Annotated in this window: 17 protein-coding genes; 5 read left to right on the top strand and 12 right to left on the bottom strand. The window is 68.7% G+C overall.

From position 1 onward, the window contains the following. The first annotated feature begins 21 nt into the window (after nucleotides 1–21). From I7X12_RS08140 to I7X12_RS08150, 3 genes are all read left to right on the top strand, one after another. On the top strand, nucleotides 22–1,548 hold the full coding sequence (locus tag I7X12_RS08140; RefSeq protein WP_232343111.1) for a carboxypeptidase M32: 1,527 nt from the start codon (nucleotides 22–24) through the stop codon (nucleotides 1,546–1,548). 77 nt (nucleotides 1,549–1,625) lie between these two features. Beyond that, on the top strand, nucleotides 1,626–2,441 hold the full coding sequence (gene ubaA, locus I7X12_RS08145; RefSeq protein ID WP_198063339.1) for an SAMP-activating enzyme E1: 816 nt from the start codon (nucleotides 1,626–1,628) through the stop codon (nucleotides 2,439–2,441). Between the two features lie 127 nt (nucleotides 2,442–2,568). Beyond that, nucleotides 2,569–2,952, top strand: coding sequence for a hypothetical protein (locus I7X12_RS08150; RefSeq protein ID WP_198063340.1), 384 nt, complete (start codon nucleotides 2,569–2,571; stop codon nucleotides 2,950–2,952). Between the two features lie 39 nt (nucleotides 2,953–2,991). Here I7X12_RS08150 and I7X12_RS08155 read toward each other — a convergent pair whose 3' ends face one another. Both I7X12_RS08155 and I7X12_RS08160 read right to left on the bottom strand, forming a co-directional pair. Continuing rightward, the gene (locus I7X12_RS08155; protein ID WP_198063341.1) at nucleotides 2,992–3,264 is read right to left on the bottom strand and encodes a hypothetical protein; all 273 of its coding nucleotides are present in this window, start codon (nucleotides 3,262–3,264) and stop codon (nucleotides 2,992–2,994) included. 49 nt (nucleotides 3,265–3,313) lie between these two features. Further along, nucleotides 3,314–4,255, bottom strand: a complete 942-nt coding sequence (locus I7X12_RS08160; RefSeq protein ID WP_198063342.1) for an ABC transporter substrate-binding protein — start codon at nucleotides 4,253–4,255, stop codon at nucleotides 3,314–3,316. Between the two features lie 143 nt (nucleotides 4,256–4,398). Here I7X12_RS08160 and leuS point away from each other — a divergent pair, with 143 nt between their 5' ends. Beyond that, nucleotides 4,399–7,149 (top strand): leucine--tRNA ligase, encoded by a 2,751-nt coding sequence (gene leuS / locus I7X12_RS08165; RefSeq protein WP_198063343.1) that lies wholly within the window; start codon nucleotides 4,399–4,401, stop codon nucleotides 7,147–7,149. Nucleotides 7,150–7,245: 96 nt separating this feature from the next. Here the strand turns inward: leuS and I7X12_RS08170 are convergent, their stop codons facing one another. The 5 genes from I7X12_RS08170 to I7X12_RS08190 form a co-directional block, all read right to left on the bottom strand. Continuing rightward, nucleotides 7,246–7,572 carry a DUF7344 domain-containing protein gene (locus I7X12_RS08170; protein WP_198063344.1) on the bottom strand — a complete coding sequence of 109 codons (327 nt, stop codon included), beginning with the start codon at nucleotides 7,570–7,572 and terminating at the stop codon, nucleotides 7,246–7,248. A gap of 49 nt (nucleotides 7,573–7,621) precedes the next feature. Next, the gene (locus I7X12_RS08175; RefSeq protein ID WP_198063345.1) at nucleotides 7,622–9,697 is read right to left on the bottom strand and encodes a bacterio-opsin activator domain-containing protein; all 2,076 of its coding nucleotides are present in this window, start codon (nucleotides 9,695–9,697) and stop codon (nucleotides 7,622–7,624) included. Nucleotides 9,698–9,847: 150 nt separating this feature from the next. Next, nucleotides 9,848–10,522: a protein sorting system archaetidylserine decarboxylase gene (locus I7X12_RS08180; protein ID WP_232343112.1), complete on the bottom strand. Its 675-nt coding sequence runs from the start codon at nucleotides 10,520–10,522 to the stop codon at nucleotides 9,848–9,850. 96 nt (nucleotides 10,523–10,618) lie between these two features. Next, a complete protein-coding gene (locus tag I7X12_RS08185; RefSeq protein ID WP_198063346.1) occupies nucleotides 10,619–11,074 on the bottom strand; it encodes a peroxiredoxin in 456 nt (151 codons plus the stop codon). A gap of 112 nt (nucleotides 11,075–11,186) precedes the next feature. Continuing rightward, entirely contained in the window at nucleotides 11,187–11,591 is a 405-nt protein-coding gene (locus I7X12_RS08190) for an Hsp20/alpha crystallin family protein (protein WP_198063347.1), read from the bottom strand. Between the two features lie 164 nt (nucleotides 11,592–11,755). Here I7X12_RS08190 and I7X12_RS08195 point away from each other — a divergent pair, with 164 nt between their 5' ends. Continuing rightward, on the top strand, nucleotides 11,756–13,672 hold the full coding sequence (locus I7X12_RS08195) for a PAS domain-containing sensor histidine kinase (RefSeq protein WP_198063348.1): 1,917 nt from the start codon (nucleotides 11,756–11,758) through the stop codon (nucleotides 13,670–13,672). A gap of 84 nt (nucleotides 13,673–13,756) precedes the next feature. Here the strand turns inward: I7X12_RS08195 and pheA are convergent, their stop codons facing one another. From pheA to I7X12_RS08220, 5 genes are all read right to left on the bottom strand, one after another. Then, nucleotides 13,757–14,611: a prephenate dehydratase gene (pheA, locus tag I7X12_RS08200; RefSeq protein ID WP_198063349.1), complete on the bottom strand. Its 855-nt coding sequence runs from the start codon at nucleotides 14,609–14,611 to the stop codon at nucleotides 13,757–13,759. A gap of 215 nt (nucleotides 14,612–14,826) precedes the next feature. Continuing rightward, nucleotides 14,827–15,114 (bottom strand): DUF6360 family protein, encoded by a 288-nt coding sequence (locus I7X12_RS08205; RefSeq protein ID WP_198063350.1) that lies wholly within the window; start codon nucleotides 15,112–15,114, stop codon nucleotides 14,827–14,829. Nucleotides 15,115–15,170: 56 nt separating this feature from the next. Beyond that, entirely contained in the window at nucleotides 15,171–15,374 is a 204-nt protein-coding gene (locus I7X12_RS08210; RefSeq protein ID WP_198063351.1) for a DUF7501 family protein, read from the bottom strand. Between the two features lie 85 nt (nucleotides 15,375–15,459). After that, nucleotides 15,460–17,235 carry a nitrite/sulfite reductase gene (locus tag I7X12_RS08215; protein WP_198063352.1) on the bottom strand — a complete coding sequence of 592 codons (1,776 nt, stop codon included), beginning with the start codon at nucleotides 17,233–17,235 and terminating at the stop codon, nucleotides 15,460–15,462. A gap of 87 nt (nucleotides 17,236–17,322) precedes the next feature. Next, entirely contained in the window at nucleotides 17,323–17,664 is a 342-nt protein-coding gene (locus I7X12_RS08220; protein ID WP_198063353.1) for a hypothetical protein, read from the bottom strand. Between the last annotated feature and the right edge of the window lie 141 nt (nucleotides 17,665–17,805).

Consider the following 17,805-nt stretch of genomic DNA (forward strand, 5'->3'; position numbering starts at 1 on the left):
CAGGACCGCTATCGGACGGTGATGGCAACGGAATCCCCCGAATCGGAGTCCGACGGCGAGTCCGCACCGGAGCCCTACCCCGCCTTCGAGGCGCACGTGAAACAGCTCACCTACCTCAACGACGCCGGCGGAGTGTTAGGGTGGGACCAGCAGGTGACGATGCCCGAGGGCGGGACGCCCGCCCGGTCGAAGCAGTCGTCGGCGCTGTCGGCGGTCACCCACGAACGACTGACCGACGACCGGGTCGGCGAGTGGCTGGACGCCCTCGACGACACCGACCTGTCGGGCGGCCAGCGGGCCGTCGTCCGCGAGATCCGCCGCGAGCACGAGCGGGCCGTCGAAGTGCCCGAGGACCTCGTCACGGAGATCTCCGAGACGGCGTCGAACGCCCTGCCGGTCTGGGAGGAGGCCAAAGCCGAGGACGACTTCGACGCGTTCGCGCCGACGCTGGAGAAGATGATCGAGCTCAAGCGCGAGTACGCCGCGGCGATCGACCCCGACCGCGACCCCTACGAGGTGCTGTTCGAAGAGTACGAGCCGTATCTGGGTCTCGACACCGCCGAGCGAGTGCTCGAACGGTTGCGCGACGAACTCGTCCCGCTGATCGACGAGATCGAGGATAGCGACGCGACACTGGCGGACCCGTTCGCCGACGGCGAGTACGGCGAGGCCGCCCAGGAGGAGACCGTGCGTGCGGCGCTGGACGAGCTCGGGTACGACTGGGAGCGCGGCCGGCTCGACACCGCCCCGCACCCGTTCTCGACGGGGACGCAGTTCGACGCCCGCGTGACGACCCGGTTCGACCCGCAGGACCCGATGGGCGCCATCGGCTCGACGATCCACGAGTTCGGGCACGCCACGTACACGCAGGGCCTCCCCCGGGAACAGTACGGGACGCCGCTGGGCCAGTCCCGCGATCTCACCGTCCACGAGTCCCAGTCTCGGCTCTGGGAGAACCACGTCGGTCGCTCGCGCCCCTTCTGGGACCGCTTCGCCGACACCGTCGACGAACACCTGGGGACCGACGCGTCGGCCCGCGAGTTCTACGAGGCCGCCAACCAGATCTACCCCGACAACCTGATCCGCGTCGAAGCCGACGAACTCACCTACCACATGCACATCATCCTCCGGTTCGAGATCGAGCGCGACCTGATCGCCGGGGATCTCGACGTCGAGGAAGTCCCGGGCGTGTGGAACGACAAGATGGAGGAGTACCTCGGCGTGCGCCCCGAGACCGACAGCGAGGGCTGTCTCCAGGACATCCACTGGACCCACGGCTCGCTGGGCTACTTCCCGACCTATTCGCTGGGCAGCGTCCTCGCCGCGCAGCTGTACGCCAGCGCCGAGGAGGCCATCGACGACCTCGACGGAAAGATCCGGAGCGGCGAGTTCGACCCGCTGCACGAGTGGCTCACCGAGAACGTCCACCGCCACGGCTGTCGCTACGAGACCGACGATCTGGTCGCCGAGGCGACCGGCGAGAGCTTCACCGCCGACTACTTCCTCGACTACGCACACGGGAAGTTCGGCGACCTGTACGACCTCTGAGCGCGGGTTCCGACGGGTCACCCGCGCCGCCGTGTGGGAGCGCGTCGCTTAACCCGATCGACCGGGTACTCGCCGGTATGGCAGGGCCGGATCTCGACCCCGAGCAACTCGACCGGTACTCCCGGCACATCATCATGGACGAGGTGGGACCGGACGGCCAGGCGAACCTGCTCGACGCCGCCGTCCTCGTGGTCGGCGCCGGCGGCCTGGGCTCGCCCGTCCTCCAGTACCTCGCCGCCGCAGGCGTCGGGACCATCGGAATCGCCGACCACGACACCGTCGAGCGCTCCAATCTCCAGCGACAGGTCGTCCACGGCGATTCGGACGTGGGCCGTCCCAAAGTCGACAGCGCCGCCGAATTCGTCGCCGAGTTGAACCCCGACGTGACCGTCGACGCCCACCAGGTCGCCGTCTCGCCCGACACCGTCGCCGACCTCGTCGAGGGGTACGACTTCGTCGTCGACGCCTCGGACAACTTTCCCACGCGGTTCCTGATCAACGACTACTGCACGCTCGAAGGGGTCCCCTTCTCCCACGGCGCAATCTATCGCTTCGAGGGCCAGGTGACGACGTTCACCGGCGAGGGGCCGTGTTACCGGTGTCTGTTCCCCGAAGCGCCGCCGGAGGGCGCCGTCCCCGACTGCGCGACGACGGGCGTGCTCGGCGTCCTTCCGGGCACCGTCGGCGCCATCCAGGCCACCGAGACGGTCAAACAGTTCGTCGGCGTCGGCGAGTCGCTGGACGGCCGGATGGTCGTCTACGACGCCGCCGATATGTCCTTCGACGAGGTGACGCTGCGTCCGAACCCCGCCTGTCCGGTCTGCGGCGACGACCCCATCGACTCCGTCGACGACGTGGAGTACTCCGAGAGCTGCGCCGTCCCGGCCGACTGACCGCGAGTCGTCGCCGACGCTCGGTGTTCTCGTCACCGATACGGAGTATCAGCCGTGAGATTCGGTCCTGAGGATTTATCTGGAGGTACTCGAGAGATGGAGTCGAGCGAGAGACGCTCCTGATTGGATGTCAGAGACAGAGACGATCGGCGAGGCGCTCGATCTGTCCGAGATACGCCTGGAGATGCCCGGCTACGTCGAGCTGGTGCTGTCGCTGGTGATAATCTGGGGGTTCGGCGACGCCGTCTCGACGCTGGTGGCGGCCACCTTCGCCGGCCCCTCGCTGGAGGCCAACCCGTGGATCCGACTGTTGCTGGTGCACCACCCGCTGTTGATGGTCGCGCTGAAGGGCGCCGTCGTGCTCTACGCCGGCGTCGTCCTACTCGAATGTCGGTCGGTCGTCGAGCGGGTGCCCGGGTGGCGTGCCTGGTTCCTCGGCGTCATCGCCCTCGGCGCGGTCGTCGTCCTGACGAACGTCTACGTCGGGCTGGCCGCCGTGGCGGCGGTCTAGCTGGTTGATCTCGACCGTAGATCGGTCGGTCCGGTCCGTTCACGGCGCGTCCGCGCCCGATAGCTGTCTCCCGCGAGCGACGGCGTAGACGAGGACGACCGCGGCGCCGACCGCGAGGACGAACTGCCCGATCGCGGCCAGTACCACTCCGAGAAGCGAGTTGCCGAGCGCCAGGAACGTGAGGCCGAACGGGACGAGACTGAGCCCGACGAACAGTCCGACGAGCTTGCCGATCGGGACCGCTTCCGAGACGACCTGCGTCGTGTCCAGTTCGCCGGTTGTCGAGTCGATGAACGGTTTCGCGGAGGGCATGCAGTCCCAGGTCTCCGGGCTGCAATACGTAGGTTGTGGTCGCGGCATCTCAGGGCCTGGGACCCGTTCGCGCGGATTCGCCGGCAGACAGCTCGCGGGCGACCGAGTCGGACGGCGCCTCGAAGCGGTCGGGATGCAGGAGGCCGGCCAGGTGTTCCAGCGTATCGACGAGTCTGGGACCCGGTCGGTTGACGAAGTAGTGGCCGTCCATGGCGTAGACGCGGCCGGATTCGACGGCCGTCAGGTCAGCGAACCCCGGTCGACCCGTGAGGTCGTCGGCGGTGTCGAGCGTCTGGTCGAGCCCGAAGCCACAGGGCGCGGCGACGATAGCGTCGGGGTCGGCGTCGCGGACGCTGGCCCACTCCCGGGGCGTCGAGCGGTCGCCGGCGTCGGCCATCGGATAGGTCCCGCCCGCCGCCTCGACCAGTTCTGGCATCCAGTGGCCGGCGACCATCACGGGGTCGAGCCAGTCGAAGACGGCGACGCCAGGCCGCTCGTCGGCGGGGATCCCCTCTGTGCGCTCGCGGACGGCCGCCACGCGCTCGCGCAGGTCCGCGAGGAGGTCGGCGGCCCGGTCCTCGCGGTCGAACACCTCACCGAACCGTTCGATATCACCATAGAGGTCGTCGAGGCTGTGTACGTCGGTCGTGAGCACCTCGGCGTCGACGCCGGCCTCGGCGATGGCCTCCTCGACGAGCAGCGTGTCGACGGCGCAGACGTCACAGACGCCCTGGGTGACGACGGCGTCCGGGTCGACCGCGGCGAGGGCGTCGAGGTCGATCTCGTAGACGCCGCCGTGTTCCTGTTCGGCCTGGGCGACCTGTTCGTTGATGTCCGCGCTGGACTGATCGGGATCGACCCGCGAGCGGTCGAGCGTCGGCAGTTCGGCGGCCTCGGGCGGCCAGTCGCACTCGTGGGAGACGCCGACGGGTTCGACCCCGAGTGCGTAACAGATCTCGGTGGCCGACGGCAAGAGAGAGGCGACGCGCATACCGGAGGCTGGGGACGGGCGGACGTAAAACCACGGTGGCGGGTCGAAGCGAGGGGACACGGAGACGGTCCCGCCCGCTCGACCGTGTGTCCCGCTCCCAGCGAAGGGAAAGGTATAGCAACGTCGCTGTCCGACGTACGCGCATGACCGCCGGGACAGGAGAGCAACGCGAGCGAGAGCGAGGGTTCGATCACGCGGAGATCGAACCGCGGTGGCAGCGCACGTGGGACGAGGAGGGCGTGTTCCGCATCCCCGACGACGCCGAGGACCCCGAGTACGTCCTCGCGATGTTCCCCTACACGTCGGGCGAACTCCACATGGGCCACGTCCGCAACTACACCATCACCGACGCCTACGCCCGCTTTGAGCGCATGCGCGGCGAAGAGGTCCTCCACCCGATGGGGTGGGACTCCTTTGGCCTCCCCGCCGAGAACGCCGCCAACGAACGGGACACCAACCCTCGCGACTGGACGATGGACTGCATCGACTCGATGACCGAGCAGTTCGAGTCGATGGGCTTCGGCTACGACTGGGAGCGTGAGATCACCACCTGCGAACCGGAGTACTACCGGTGGAACCAGTGGCTGTTCAAGCGGTTCCGCGAGGAAGGGCTAGTCGAGCGCCAGGCCGCCGAACTGAACTGGTGTCCCTCCTGCGAAACGGTGCTGGCGGACGAACAGGTCGAAGAGGGCCCCGGCGGCGCCGAGATCTGCTGGCGCTGTGACACCCCCATCGACCACCGCGAGATGGACCAGTGGTTCCTGACGATCACCGACTACGCCGAGGAGCTGCTGGAGGCGCTGGACGGTCTCGAGGGATGGCCCAACAACGTCCGCGAGATGCAGCGCAACTGGATCGGCCGCCAGGAGGGCGCGAGCGTCGCCTTCGAGATCCCCGGTTACGGCGACGTGGACATCTTCACGACGCGACTCGACACCATCTACGGGGCGACGTTCTTCTCGCTGGCCCCGGGTCACCCGGTCGCACAGGAGATCGCCGAGGACAACGACGCGGTCGCCGAGTACATCCGCGAGGCCGAGGGCGCCGACGAGGACGAACTCGACGTGACCTCCGGCGTGTTCACCGGGGAGTACGCCGTCAACCCCGCCACCGGCGAGGAGATCCCGGTGTACGTCGCCGATTACGTGCTGACCGACGTGGGGACCGGAGCGCTGTACGCCGTCCCGGCTCACGACGAGCGCGACCACGAGTTCGCCGAGGCCCACGACATCGACATCGTGCAGGTCGTGGAGCCGACCGAAGACACCGTCGAGCACAGCTCGACGAGCCACGCAGACGCTGACGCGTCTGCGGACGCCGACGCCGACCCCGAGGACGTCGACGTGCAGGAGGTCGCCTACCCCGAGGATGGCCGCTTGGTCGACAGCGGCGAGTTCGACGGGCTGACTAGCGAGGAGGCGAGGGAGCAGTTCGTCGAGGAGTTCGACGGCGAACACCGCACCGAGTACAACCTCCGGGACTGGGGGATCTCCCGCCAGCGCTACTGGGGCACGCCGATCCCGATGATCCACTGCGAGGAGTGCGGACACGTCGAGGTTCCCGACGAGGACCTGCCCGTCGAGCTGCCGGAGTTCGTCCAGACGACGGGCAATCCCCTCGACGCCGCCGAGGAGTGGAAGTCCGTCGAGTGTCCCTCCTGCGGCGGGCCCGCCGAGCGAGAGACGGACACGATGGACACCTTCGTCGACTCGTCGTGGTACTTCCTGCGCTTTTGCTCGCCCGACCTCGATTCGGCGCCGTTCGACGCCGGGCGCGCCAGCGACTGGATGCCCGTCGACCGCTACGTCGGCGGCATCGAACACGCCGTGATGCACCTGCTGTACGCGCGCTTCTTCACCAAGGTGCTCGACGATATCGACCTCGTGGAGGGCGTTCGCGAGCCCTTCGCGAACCTCACCAACCAGGGCATGGTACTGGGCGAGGACGGCAACAAGATGTCCAAGTCCGGCGACAACGGCGTCTCGCCGACGGAGATCGTCGACGAGTACGGCGCCGACACCGCCCGCCTGTTCATCATGGAGGCGGCCCAGCCCGAGAAGGACTTCGCCTGGAGTCCCGAGGGCGTCCAGTCGGCCCACCAGTTCCTCCAGAACCTCTACGGGCTCGCGGCCGATCTCGCCGAGTCCGACCGCGACGCCGACGCCGACGTGGACGACTCGATCGCCGCCTACGTGGACCGCGAGACCGACGCCGCGGCCGCACGAGCCACCGAAGAGTTCGAGGACTTCCGGTTCAACCACGCGCTGCAGGCGGTGCGGGACCTCGTCTCGCTGCTCCGGCGCTACCACGAGCGACCGGACGCCGACCCCGCCGTCGTCGAGCGCGGCGTGCGCACGGTCGTCAAACTGCTCGGTCCGGTCGCGCCCCACGTCGGCGAGGAGGTCTGGAGCCTGCTCGACGGCGAGGGGCTGCTCGCAGAGGCCGAGTGGCCCGACGCGACTCTCCCGGAGGACTACGACGTGGCCAGCCGCCTGGTCGAGGACACCCGCGAGGACGTGCGCGACATCGTCGAGACCGTCGGTATCGAGGACCCCGAGCGGATCACGCTCGCGGTCGCCCCCGAGTGGAAGACCCGTGCCCACGAACTCGCCCGCGAGTCCGACGCCGACAACCTCATCGGCGACCTGATGGGCCACGACGAGATCCGGAGCCACGGCGACGCCGCCGCCGACTTCGCTCAGGATCTGCAGGCCGAGCGCGAGGCCCTTGCCGACGTGCTCGCCCCCGAGGCGGAGGTCGCGGCACTGGAACGTGCCGCGTGGCTCATCGAGGAGGAGTTCGACGCCGAGGTGGTCGTCCGGTCGGCCGAGGCGGCCGGCGACGACCTGGCCGGCAAAGCCGCGCCCGGCCGACCCGCGATCGACATCGAGTGAAGCGACAGTAGCGGTCCAGCAATTTCTGTGGCCGTCGATCCGTCCCGTCCCGTTCCCCGCGGAATCGCGAAAACGGCGTCCTCCGGCGGCCGCGGTTCAGAACTCTTCGACCAAGTCCAGCGAGTCGGCGTCGCCGTCGGTCAGTCGCACCGTTTCGCCGTACTCGACGAGTCCCGCATCTTCGAGCTTGGGCAGGTGAACGTGATGGAGCGCGATGCGGGCGTCTTCGTGGGAGAGGTCGTCGCTCCACTCGGCCAGGGCACCGGCGAGCGGGTCGAGCGCGGGCGGCGTCGCCCGCTGGGAGAGGTGCGCGAGGACGAACCGCCGGTTCGCACTCGATAGCACGGCGAACAGTTCGTCGGTCTCGGCGGTCGCGTTCGCGTCCGTCGCCGGTTCGAGGGCCTCGTGGTGGTGTCGTCCCATCTGTACCGATTTATACTCCCCTGCGGTATTCAGTGACGTGGCTAAACGGTTAGTGTCGCTGGGTCGTCGAGTCGTCGTCGAACCGGGCGGCGAGCAGCTTGCGCTCGGCGACTCTGAGGTGCTTGTGGAACGTCGGCGCCGAGACGCCGAGCGACTCGGCGACCTCCTCGCCGGTGGACTCGCGGGGCCACTCGAAGAAACCGGCGTAGTAGGCGGTCTCGACGGCCGTCCGCTGGCGGTCGGTCAGGTCTGCGTCGAACGACGGCGGCGAGGCGACCGAGTCGGTCTCGGAGCGCGGGCGGTCGCGCTGGGCCCGGACCTCGATGTCCGCGAAGGCATCGTCGAGCGCGTCGACGACGGCACGGACGTCCGCCGAGACCGGAAGTTCGGCCACCACTTCGCACTCGCCCTCCGCGGCCGAGGCCGAGCGGACGGCCCCGCCGTGGTCGGCGATCACGCCGAACGCGCTCCCGGCGTCGAGCGTCGCTTCGAGCAGCGACTCGCCCTCCGGACCGACGCTGACGATGCGAGCGGACTCGACGCCCGCGAACTCGTCGGCGAACGCGAGCACGTCGTCCGGGTTGGCTCCGGCGACCCGCAGGTAGTAGCGGAACGTCTCGTCGGCCTGGACGGTCGCCCCCTCGAAGGCCACCTCGCAGTCCAGAGCGGCCGATAGCGCCGCGAAAAAGTGGTCGTCGTCGTCGACCGCGAGCCGGAGTTCCGTCACGTGCTCGGCGACCAGCGCCTGTCGGGTCGTCACCGCGTTGATGGCGTGACCGATCGTCGCGCCGAGCTCGGCGAGTACGTCCTGCTCGGTGCCGTCGAAGGCGCCCGGCTCGTCCGCGTAGACGGTCACCACGCCGTATATCGTCCCGTCGTACACCAGCGGGACGCTGGCCGCCGAGCGGATGTCGTGGGCGGCCGCGGCCGCCCGTACCCCTTCGAACGCCGGATCCGTGTCCACGTCGTGGGTGACCTGCACCGACCGCGAGCGGATCGCCCGGCCGGCGGGGCCGGTGCCGTTGGGCTCGGCCGACCGCGTGACCGTGATCTCCTCGAGGTAGTCGGCCACGTCGCCGCCGTGGGCCCGCGGGGTCACCTCGTCGCTGCTGGCGTTGACGTCGCCGATCCAGGCCGAGTGGTACGGGTCCGCGGCCGCCAGCGCCTCGCAGACCGCCTCGTCGATCTCTCGGCGCGTGGTCGCCCGCACCAGCGCCTGGTCGATCCCGCGGATGACCGCGTTGATCCGGTCGAGGCGTTCGAGCTGCTCGTTCTGCTCGCGCAGCCGACGCTCCCGGGCCTTCTGATTGGAGATGTCCTCGACGACCACCACCACTCGACCGCTATCGTCGCCGTCCGACAGCGGTGCCGCGCTGACCCGCACCCAGACGCGCTCGCCGTCCGTCCGTTCGACCCGCTGTTCGACCTCTGTCACCGGTCGCCCCGAGTCGCGAGCCATCTGGAACACTCGCTCGTCGGGCGGAACCGGCTCGCCGTCGGCGTCGAGCAGCCGCCAGGCGTCCGTCTCCCGCGAGTCGCCGATCACGTCGGCGGGATCTGCGCCCAGGATCTCGCCCGCGCGGTCGTTCATCCGCTCGATGACGCCCTCGTCGGAGAGGACGACCAGCCCCGTCGGGACCGTCCGCAGGAGCTGCTCGGTCAGATCCCGCTCGCGGTGGCGTTCGACGCGCTCGGCGTGGCGGTCGGAGACGTCGCGGACCATAGCGGTCAACAACCACGCTCCGTCGTGGCGATGGGCGCCCAGGGAGAGCTCGATCGGGACGAGCCGACCGTCGCGGTGACGGCCGACCGTCTCGACGCCCTCCCAGTCCGACGGCGGCGCCGCGGTCGACTGTAGGGCGTCGAACGCCGCCCGGATACGTGGACGCTGGTCCTCGGGCACGAGCGCCGTCACCGACCGCCCGATCAGCGTCTCGGGATCGTATCCGAACGTCTCCTCGATGGCCGGGTTGGCGAAGACGATCCCACCGGTCTCGTCGACGGTCACGATCGCGTCCGACGCGCTCTCGACCAGCGTCCGGAAGAACGACTCGTCGCCCGTAACCGACGGATCGTACGCACACTCGCCCCCCGACCGCGCGTCTCCCCCCTCTGTCCGTGTCATTCCTCGGCCGCTACTGGTCGCTCCGCGCGTAAATATGTCGGGTTAGTAACTAGTATAGAACCGTACAACGACCGTACGTACCGGGGGTGTAGATCGAACGAGTCGCCGGGCGAACCGGCACGAACGGGGACCGGACACGCCGTCGCAGCGTCAGGCCGACGAAGTGGTGGCGTCGGGAGCCGGTTCGTCGGCGTCGGCGGTCTCGCTCACGGTTCCGACGTCGTCGCTCACCTGCGAGCGCTGGGGGGCGACGACGGTTTCGCCGCCGTAGAGGCGGTGGCCCACGTCGACGGTGAGATCGTCGGGACCGTACTCGGGCGGGAACACCATGTCGAAGCGGCTCCCGAAGGAGATGTGGCCGATGCGCTGACCGCGAGCGACCTCCTGGCCGGGGTCGACGTAGGAGTAGGTCCGGCGGGCGAACGTGCCGGCGATCTGTTCGAGGGTGTAGTCCTCGAACTCGAAGCGCAATCGCTCGTTCTCCTCGGCGTCTTTCGTGAACGCGAGCTTGTTCGCGCCCGGGATGTGTTCGACGTTCTCGACGGTTCCGTCCATCGCCGCGCGGTTGATATGCACGTCCCAGCCGCTCATGTAGATCCCCAGCCGGAGCCCGTCTTCCTCCTCCCGGACGACGGTGACCTTGCCGTCCGCGGGAGCGACGACGCCTTTCGGCGGGACGACTCGCGCGGGATCGCGGTGGAAGTAGACGACGCCCACGGCGGCGACGACGCACGCACCGCTGGCGAGCCGGGAGAAGGGGAACAGGACCGCCCCGGCGACCACCGCGAGCAGCGCGTATCTGAGACTACCGTTCGCGACGCTCATTGGCGATACTCCGGCCGCTTCCGATGATAAACCTTCTGAACGGACCGGTCGATCGGCCGACGATCCGACCCCGGTCGGTCGACGGCTCGGGTCCGGTCAGTCGTCGAGCGAGACGACGCCCGTCTCGACCAGGTCGGCGAGCACGTTCCGGGCGTGACCGTCGGCGTCGACGCCGGTGTAGGTCGCCTGGACGGACCCGTCGACGACGACGAACGTCGTTCGACTCGCGACGCCCCGGGTTCGCTCCACGTCGAAGGCGTCGACGACCTCGCCGTCGGGGTCGGCCAGCAGGTCGAACTCGATCCCGTACTCCTCGGCGAACTCGGCGTGGGAGGCGACGCCGTCGACGGAGACGCCGTAGACGGTCACGCCCGCGTCGCGATACGTCTCCAGTTCCGTCTGGAACTGCTCGGCCTCGGTCGTACAGCCGGGCGTGTCGTCTTTCGGGTAGAAGTAGACGACCGAGACGCCCGCCCAGTCGGGCTCGACCGTCTCGCCGTCCTGGTTCGGGGCCGCCACCTCGGGCGCCGGGTCGCCGGGTTCGAGTGCCATACCGACGGCTCGGACCGACGGCGAAAGCCGGTTTCGGTTCCGGCGACCGAGCGGTCGGGACCGCCGTCACCACGGGCGCGCTCCGTCGATCCCGGGCAGTCGGCGAGCGGCGTCAGTTGACCGGAATGTCGGTCCCGCCGTCGTCGCCCGTCGTCTGCTTCGGCAACGCGACGGTCAACACCCCCTGCTCGTAGGACGCACTCGCTTCGGACTCGACGACGGGTTCGGGGAGTCCGACCCGACGAGTGGTCGACTGACCGTGCCGTTCGCGCGTGACGTAGCGGTCGGCCTCCGCGACGGCCTCGGTCTCGCGGCTGGCCGACAGGGCGAGCGTCGTCGAGTCGGTCAGTTGCACGTCGATGTCCTCGCGTTCGTAGCCGGGGAGGTCGGCGACGACGACGAACGCCTCGCCGGTGTCGGCCACGTCGACCGCCAGATCGCCCGATTGCTCCATCCCGCCGGTCATCACGTCGATCAGCTCCTCGATGTCGCCGAACGGATCGGTAGATCCTGTCATTACCCGAGGATACAGGCCCGACGCCCTTAAGCCGCGCGCCGAGTGGGGCCGGGCCGAACGGCTTCGACGCAGCGCGAACGGTCGCCGTGCCGTGAGGTCCCGGTCGGAGACCCGACGTGCGGGCACCGAATACCATTTCCGTCTCAACGGCCGAGGACAGAGCGATGACCTCTCGCGAGCGGCGTGAGAACGAGCGGGACGACGACCCGCCGGCAGCCTCCGCCGACGCTCCCGCCGAATCACCGCCCGGCCACTCCGACGAGTACGAGACCATCTTCCGGACCGTCGACGACGCGGTCTTCCTCGTCGAGCTCGACGGCGCGGACTCGAGCGACACGTTCCGATATCGCCGCGTCAACCCTGCCTACGAGTCGCTCACCGAACTGGAGCCCTCGGAGATACTGCACATGACGCCCCGGGAGGTGTTCGGCGACTCCCTCGGGGACGCTATCGCCGCGGAGTACCGTCGCTGCGTCGAGGCGGACGAAACCGTCGAGTACGAGGAGACGCTCTCGCTGCCCGCCGGGCGCCGGAGGCTCGAGACGAAGCTGACGCCGGTCCACACCGACGGCGAGGTGACGCGGATCGTCGGAATCTCCCGGGACATCACCGAGCGGCGCGAGCGGGCGCGCGAGTTCGAGCGGAACCGCGACCTCCTCTCGAAGACCGAGCGGCTGGCGCACGTCGGCGGCTGGGAGCTCGACTGCCGCACCGACGACCTCCGCTGGACGGACGGGACGCGGTCGATCTTCGACACCGAAGACGGGTACGAACCGACGCTCGACGACGCGGTCGAGTTCTATCACCCCGAGGACCGCCCACGGATCCGACGGCTCGTCCGCCGGTGTCGGGAGGCCGGGACGCCGTACGACGTGGTGCTCCGGGCGCGCACCGACGCGGGCGACGAGCGATGGGTTCGCTCGTTCGGCGAGGCGGTTCCCGCGGACGGCGAAGCCGACGCCGGCGACGCGGCCGAGGCCCCGGGAAGCAGCGACGTGGTCGCAGTGCGCGGCGCCGTAATGGACGTGACCGAGCAGCGGTCGCGCGAGCGCGACCGTCGGGTGTTCGAGAAAGCCGTCGAACAGGCCGGTCACGGCATCGTGATCACCGATCCAGAGGGGACGATCGAATACGTGAATCCGGCCTACGCGGCCGATACCGGCTACGACCGCCAGGAGGCCATCGGGCTGAACCCGCGGATCGTCAAGTCCGGGAAACACGACCGCGAGTTCTACGAGGAGCTCTGGGAGACGGTCCTCGCGGGCGAGACCTGGGAGGCCGAGATCGTCAACCGCCGCAAGTCCGGCGAGCTGTATCACGTCGACCAGACGATCGCCCCGATCGCCGACGACGACGGGATAACCCACTTCGTCGGCATCGAGTCTGAGACCACCGACCGGCAGTTACGCGAACAGCGGCTGAGCGTCCTCAATCGCGTGTTGCGACACAACCTCCGCAACGCGATGACGGTCGTCCGCGGACACGCCTCGGTGCTCCGGCGCGAACTCGACGACGAAGAGTTGCGATCGCACGCGGGCACCATCGAGGCGTGGGCCGACGACCTGACCGCGCTCGGCGAGAAGGCCGCGACGGCCCGGTCGCTGTTCGAGCGCGAAGGCGACCCCGACACCGTCTGCGACGCGCGCGAGACGCTCTCGACCGTCGCCAGCGAGTTCGCGGAGTGTTACCCCGACGCCGAGATCACGCTCGAAGCCCCCGATTCCGTCCCCGCGAAGGCCGACGACCGACTCGCCGTCGCGGTTCGCGAACTCGTCGACAACGCGCTGGCTCACCACGATCGCACCCCGCCTGCGGTGACGCTCGGGGCCGCATCTGTCGGTGGCGGAGCGACGAACTGGGCCGAGATCACCGTCGCCGACACGGGCCCGGGGATCCCCGAGTCCGAGCGTGCGGCGATCGAGGCCGGTGAGGAGACCCAGGTCACACACGGGAGCGGGATCGGCCTGTGGCTCGCTCGCTGGGTGGTCGCGGGGTTCGGCGGGGAGCTCTCTATCGAGGACAACGACCCTCGCGGGACGGTCGTGCGACTCCGGCTCCCGGCACCGGTCGACGCGACCTAAAGTAGACTTTGAAAGCGTTTGCACGGTCGATCGCACGATGGCGTGCGATCGTCCGAGCGATGTCTTTCAAGTTCTACTATAGAGTTAGTCCAGCACGGTCTCGCTGTCGTAGGACCCGAGCCGGCGGACCCATCCCTCCTCGGCGATGGCTTCGATCTCCGCCAGCGCCGCCTGAGTGCGCTCCTCGTAGAGGCCCGCCTCGACGTCGATGTGGAAGACGTAGTCGCCCAGTCGCTCGCCGCTGGGCCGGGACTCGACGCGCGTGAGGTTGACGTCGCGGTCGGCGAACGGTTCGAGCAGTTCGAGCAACAGTCCCGGGTAGTCGACGTTCGGGTAGACGATGAACGACGTCTTGCCCCCGGCCTCGCTGCGCTCGCTCGCCGGCGCGACGACGAGGAAGCGGGTGGCGTTCGACGACTGGTCCTGAATATCCTCGGCGACTACCCGGAGGTCACTGTCGGTCGCGTCGCCAGACTCCGTCTGGCTGCTCGCGGAACTCGGTTCCGCGGCGTTCTGCGGGTGGCCGATAGCGGCGACGCTCGGGTCTTCGCTGGCGCGCTCGACGCCGGCGGCGGTCGAAGTCATCGACTCCAGCGTCGCGCTCGGGTAGTTCTCGTCGAGGTACTCGCGACACTGCGCGAGCGCCTGCGGGTGGCTCGCCACCACGTCGAACTCCGGCCCCTGCGCGATGAGCGCGTGACGGATCGGCGTGATGAGTTCGCGGACCGCGGCCACGTCGAACTCGGCGAACGCGTCGAGCGACTCGGTGACCGGCCCCTCGGTGCTGTTCTCGACGGGGACGACCCCGCGCTCGTACTCGCCGCTCGCGACCGCCTCGACGATAGCCGTCTTCGAGTCCGTGAAGACCACCTCGTCGGCCACCGCCTTCGCCGCCCGGTGGGAGTACGTGCCCGCCGGACCGAGCGTGAGTGCTTCCATTACCCCTCGATTCGCCGGTCGCCCTGAAAAGCCTCGTGGTCGCTCGCAGGGATTCTGGACGATAGATCGGGGCCGAAAGGCCGGAAGAACGGTTCGGCCGCTTCGAGAGAGCGTACCGCGAACAGCCCGAAGCCCCGACGCGTTCGGCCCGTTCACGCCGTTTTGCGGCCCGGTTCGAGCGGCGGCCCGGCACGATCGCTCTCTCCGAAAGCGACTCAGTCTTCGTCCGCGGCTTCGACCCGACCCGCGTACGTCTCCAGCTCCGCGGCGAGTTCCCGGGCCTGAGCCGCCGACAGCTCCACGTGGTCGGCGTGGGCCGTCACCTCCTCCAGGTCGGTGTTGTCCATCTCGACCTGGAGTTCGACGTGGTCCGGGTCGTCGCGGGTGTCCGTTGTGACGTTCAACACCGACAGCGCCTCGGTCTCGAAGCCGTGCCCCTCGACGCGGCCGTCGAGCAGATCGAAGGTCGTGTAGGCGTTGACCTTGAGGATGCGGTCGACCATACCGTCGGTCGGCGGCGCAGGCACTTAAGCGGCGGCGGGTCCCGGAGGCGCCGCGCTCAGCCGCTCCACTCGCCGCCCACGTCGCCGGCGATGTTCTCGCGCCAGTCGTCGAAACGCTCGCGGCAGGTGTCGGCCTCGTCGACGTGGTCTATGAAGCCCGCACCCCCGTCGGTGAGGCGCGCGCCGCAGAACGGGCAGAAGTCGGGGTCGTCCCAGTTGGGCGAGTCGGACGCTGGATGGGAGTGGTCGTCTTCGGACATACTCGTGACTACACGTCCGGGCCTGATAACGGTACAGTAAATACAGCGATCCGTCGACTGGACGAACGGCGGGGTAAACGACGGGTCAGTCGTCGGCGGGTGCGAGCGGTTCGCCGTCGCCGTCGGTCGGCGCGGGCGAGTCGCCCATGTCGTCTTCCTCGGCGTAGGGATACCACGTCATCTTCGTGTTGTGCATGTACGGGTCCTCGTAGGACGTCTCCTCGGCTTCGGCCAGGTCCTGCAGCGTCTCTTCGTCGCGCTCGGCGACGAAGTCGCGGAAGGTCTGCCCGTCGGCACGCTCGTCCTCGAAGCTGGCGAGCAGGTTCTCGATGTAACCTGGCACCTCGTCAGCGGGGACGCGCATCTCGACCCAGTCGGCGAACTGCGGCTCCTCACCCAGCCCGCCACCGAGGCCGATGTCGAGCGCCTCGACCGGCTCGCCGTCCTTGCGCGTCTTCATGCCGCGCAGGGAGATGTCGGCGATCTGCGGCTGAGCGCAGGACGCGGTACAGCCCGACAGGTGGATGTGGAAGTCCTCGACGCCGTCGGGCAACTCGACGTTGTCCTTGAGCCAGCGGGCGTAGCGGACCTGCCGGTTCTTCGTCTCGACGATCGACAGCGAGCAAAACTCCGTGCCCGTGCAGGCGATCGAGCCGCGCATGAACGGATGGGGGTCCGGCGAGTACGTCTCCAGCAGCGGCTCGTCGAGGAACTCGTCGAGTCGGTCGCTGTCGACGTCCGTGACGATGATGTTCTGTCGCTGAGTGAGTCGCACCTCGCCCGAACCGTACTCGTCGGCCAGTTCGGCGAGCTCGGACACGTCGTCGACGCCCATGCGGCCGACGAGGACGTCGAGACCGACGTAGTAGTTGCCGTCGGGCTGTTCGTGGACGCCCACGTGGTCGCCGTGCTCCTCCCCGCCGGCGTTGTACGTGTACGATTCGCGCATGTTCTCGCCCGCGGCCTCCAACTCGAAGTCGACGAACTCCTCCTGGAGCACGTCGCGCATCTTCTCGGGCCCCCACTCGTCGACGAGGAACTTGATGCGAGCGTTGAAGCGGTCCTCGCGGTCGCCGTACTCGCGGAACAGGGCGGACATCCCGGCACCGATGTCGGCGGCCTGCTCCGGCGGCACCCACACGTCGAGCGAGCGGGAGAAACGGGGTTCCTTGCGGGAGAGCCCGCCGCCGACGCGAATGTTGAAGCCCAGTTGCTCCTCGCCGTCGATCTCCTTCGTCGCGGGCTCGTAGGCCAGGTCGTTGATGTCGCCCTGACCGCAGCCCTGGTCGCAGCCGGTGACGGCGACCTTCCACTTGCGCGGGAGGTTCGAGAAGTCGTCGTTGCCCTTGAACGTCTCGTGGAGCTCCTCGGCGACCGGCCAGGCGTCGATGTGCTCGTGTTTGTCCTTGCCGGCCACGGGACAGCCGACGATGTTTCGCCACGAGTCACCGCAGGCCTGCTGAGTCCCCAGCCCGTTGGCTTCGAGCTTCTCGAAGATCTCCGGGACGTCCTCGAGTTTGATCCAGTGCAGCTGGATCGACTGGCGAGTCGTCCAGTCGCAGTAGGCGCCGCCGAACTCCGGGTTGTCGACCGGGCCGCGGGCGTACTCGTCGGCGATCTCGGCGACGACCTCCAGCTGGCCGGGCTTCAGGACGCCGTTGGGCGTCCCGATGCGCATCATGAAATAGGACTCCTGGCCCTTCCGCTGGTGGTACAGCCCCCACCACTTGAACCGCTCGAACCAGGCGTCGTGTTCGTCCTCCGGGATGGCGTCCCACCCCTCCTCGGCGAACTCCATCAGGTGTTCGCGGATCTCCGAGCCGTAAACCTCGCTCTTCCAGTTCTCTACTTTCGTCGGCATTCTTGTACAGGCCCACGACTCCCGGTGTTAAAGACGCGCGTATCTCGACAAGTGCCCCCACCTCTCCCGAGAAGAAGATAATATTGCCTACTTCTTCGGTCGGGCGAGCCGGGAGCGTTGTTCCGGTATCAGGACGCTGGCGGTATCGACGGGCGAAAAGTCGCCGTCCTCGGGGTCGATGACGCGACCGACGGTGAGCCAGCCGGTAACGCCCTCGCGGCCGCAGGTGATACAGCGACCGGAGACCTTCGCCTGGACGTCCGGGTGGTCGACACCCACTTCGGCGAACCCCTCGACGAGGAAGTCGGCAGTCTCGCAGTCACAGACCTCCTGGCGGGCGAGCAGCCACAGGTCGCTGACGTTGATGCGGCGCTCGTCGTTGACGCTGATCCAGGCACCGTCGTCGAGCTGGTGAACGTCGGTCGTCACTGCCGGTGGCTACGCCCCGGGTGACCCAGAGGCTGTCGGCCCGTACAACACTCGCCGCCTGCTGCGACGCTCGAGTACGACGCCCGCACACACCGTTCGATCACACCGGCTCCGGTCCGGCCCGTCGACGCGATCGGCCCG

Origin of the sequence: Halosimplex litoreum, from assembly GCF_016065055.1 — an archaeon.
Taxonomy (GTDB): domain Archaea; phylum Halobacteriota; class Halobacteria; order Halobacteriales; family Haloarculaceae; genus Halosimplex; species Halosimplex litoreum.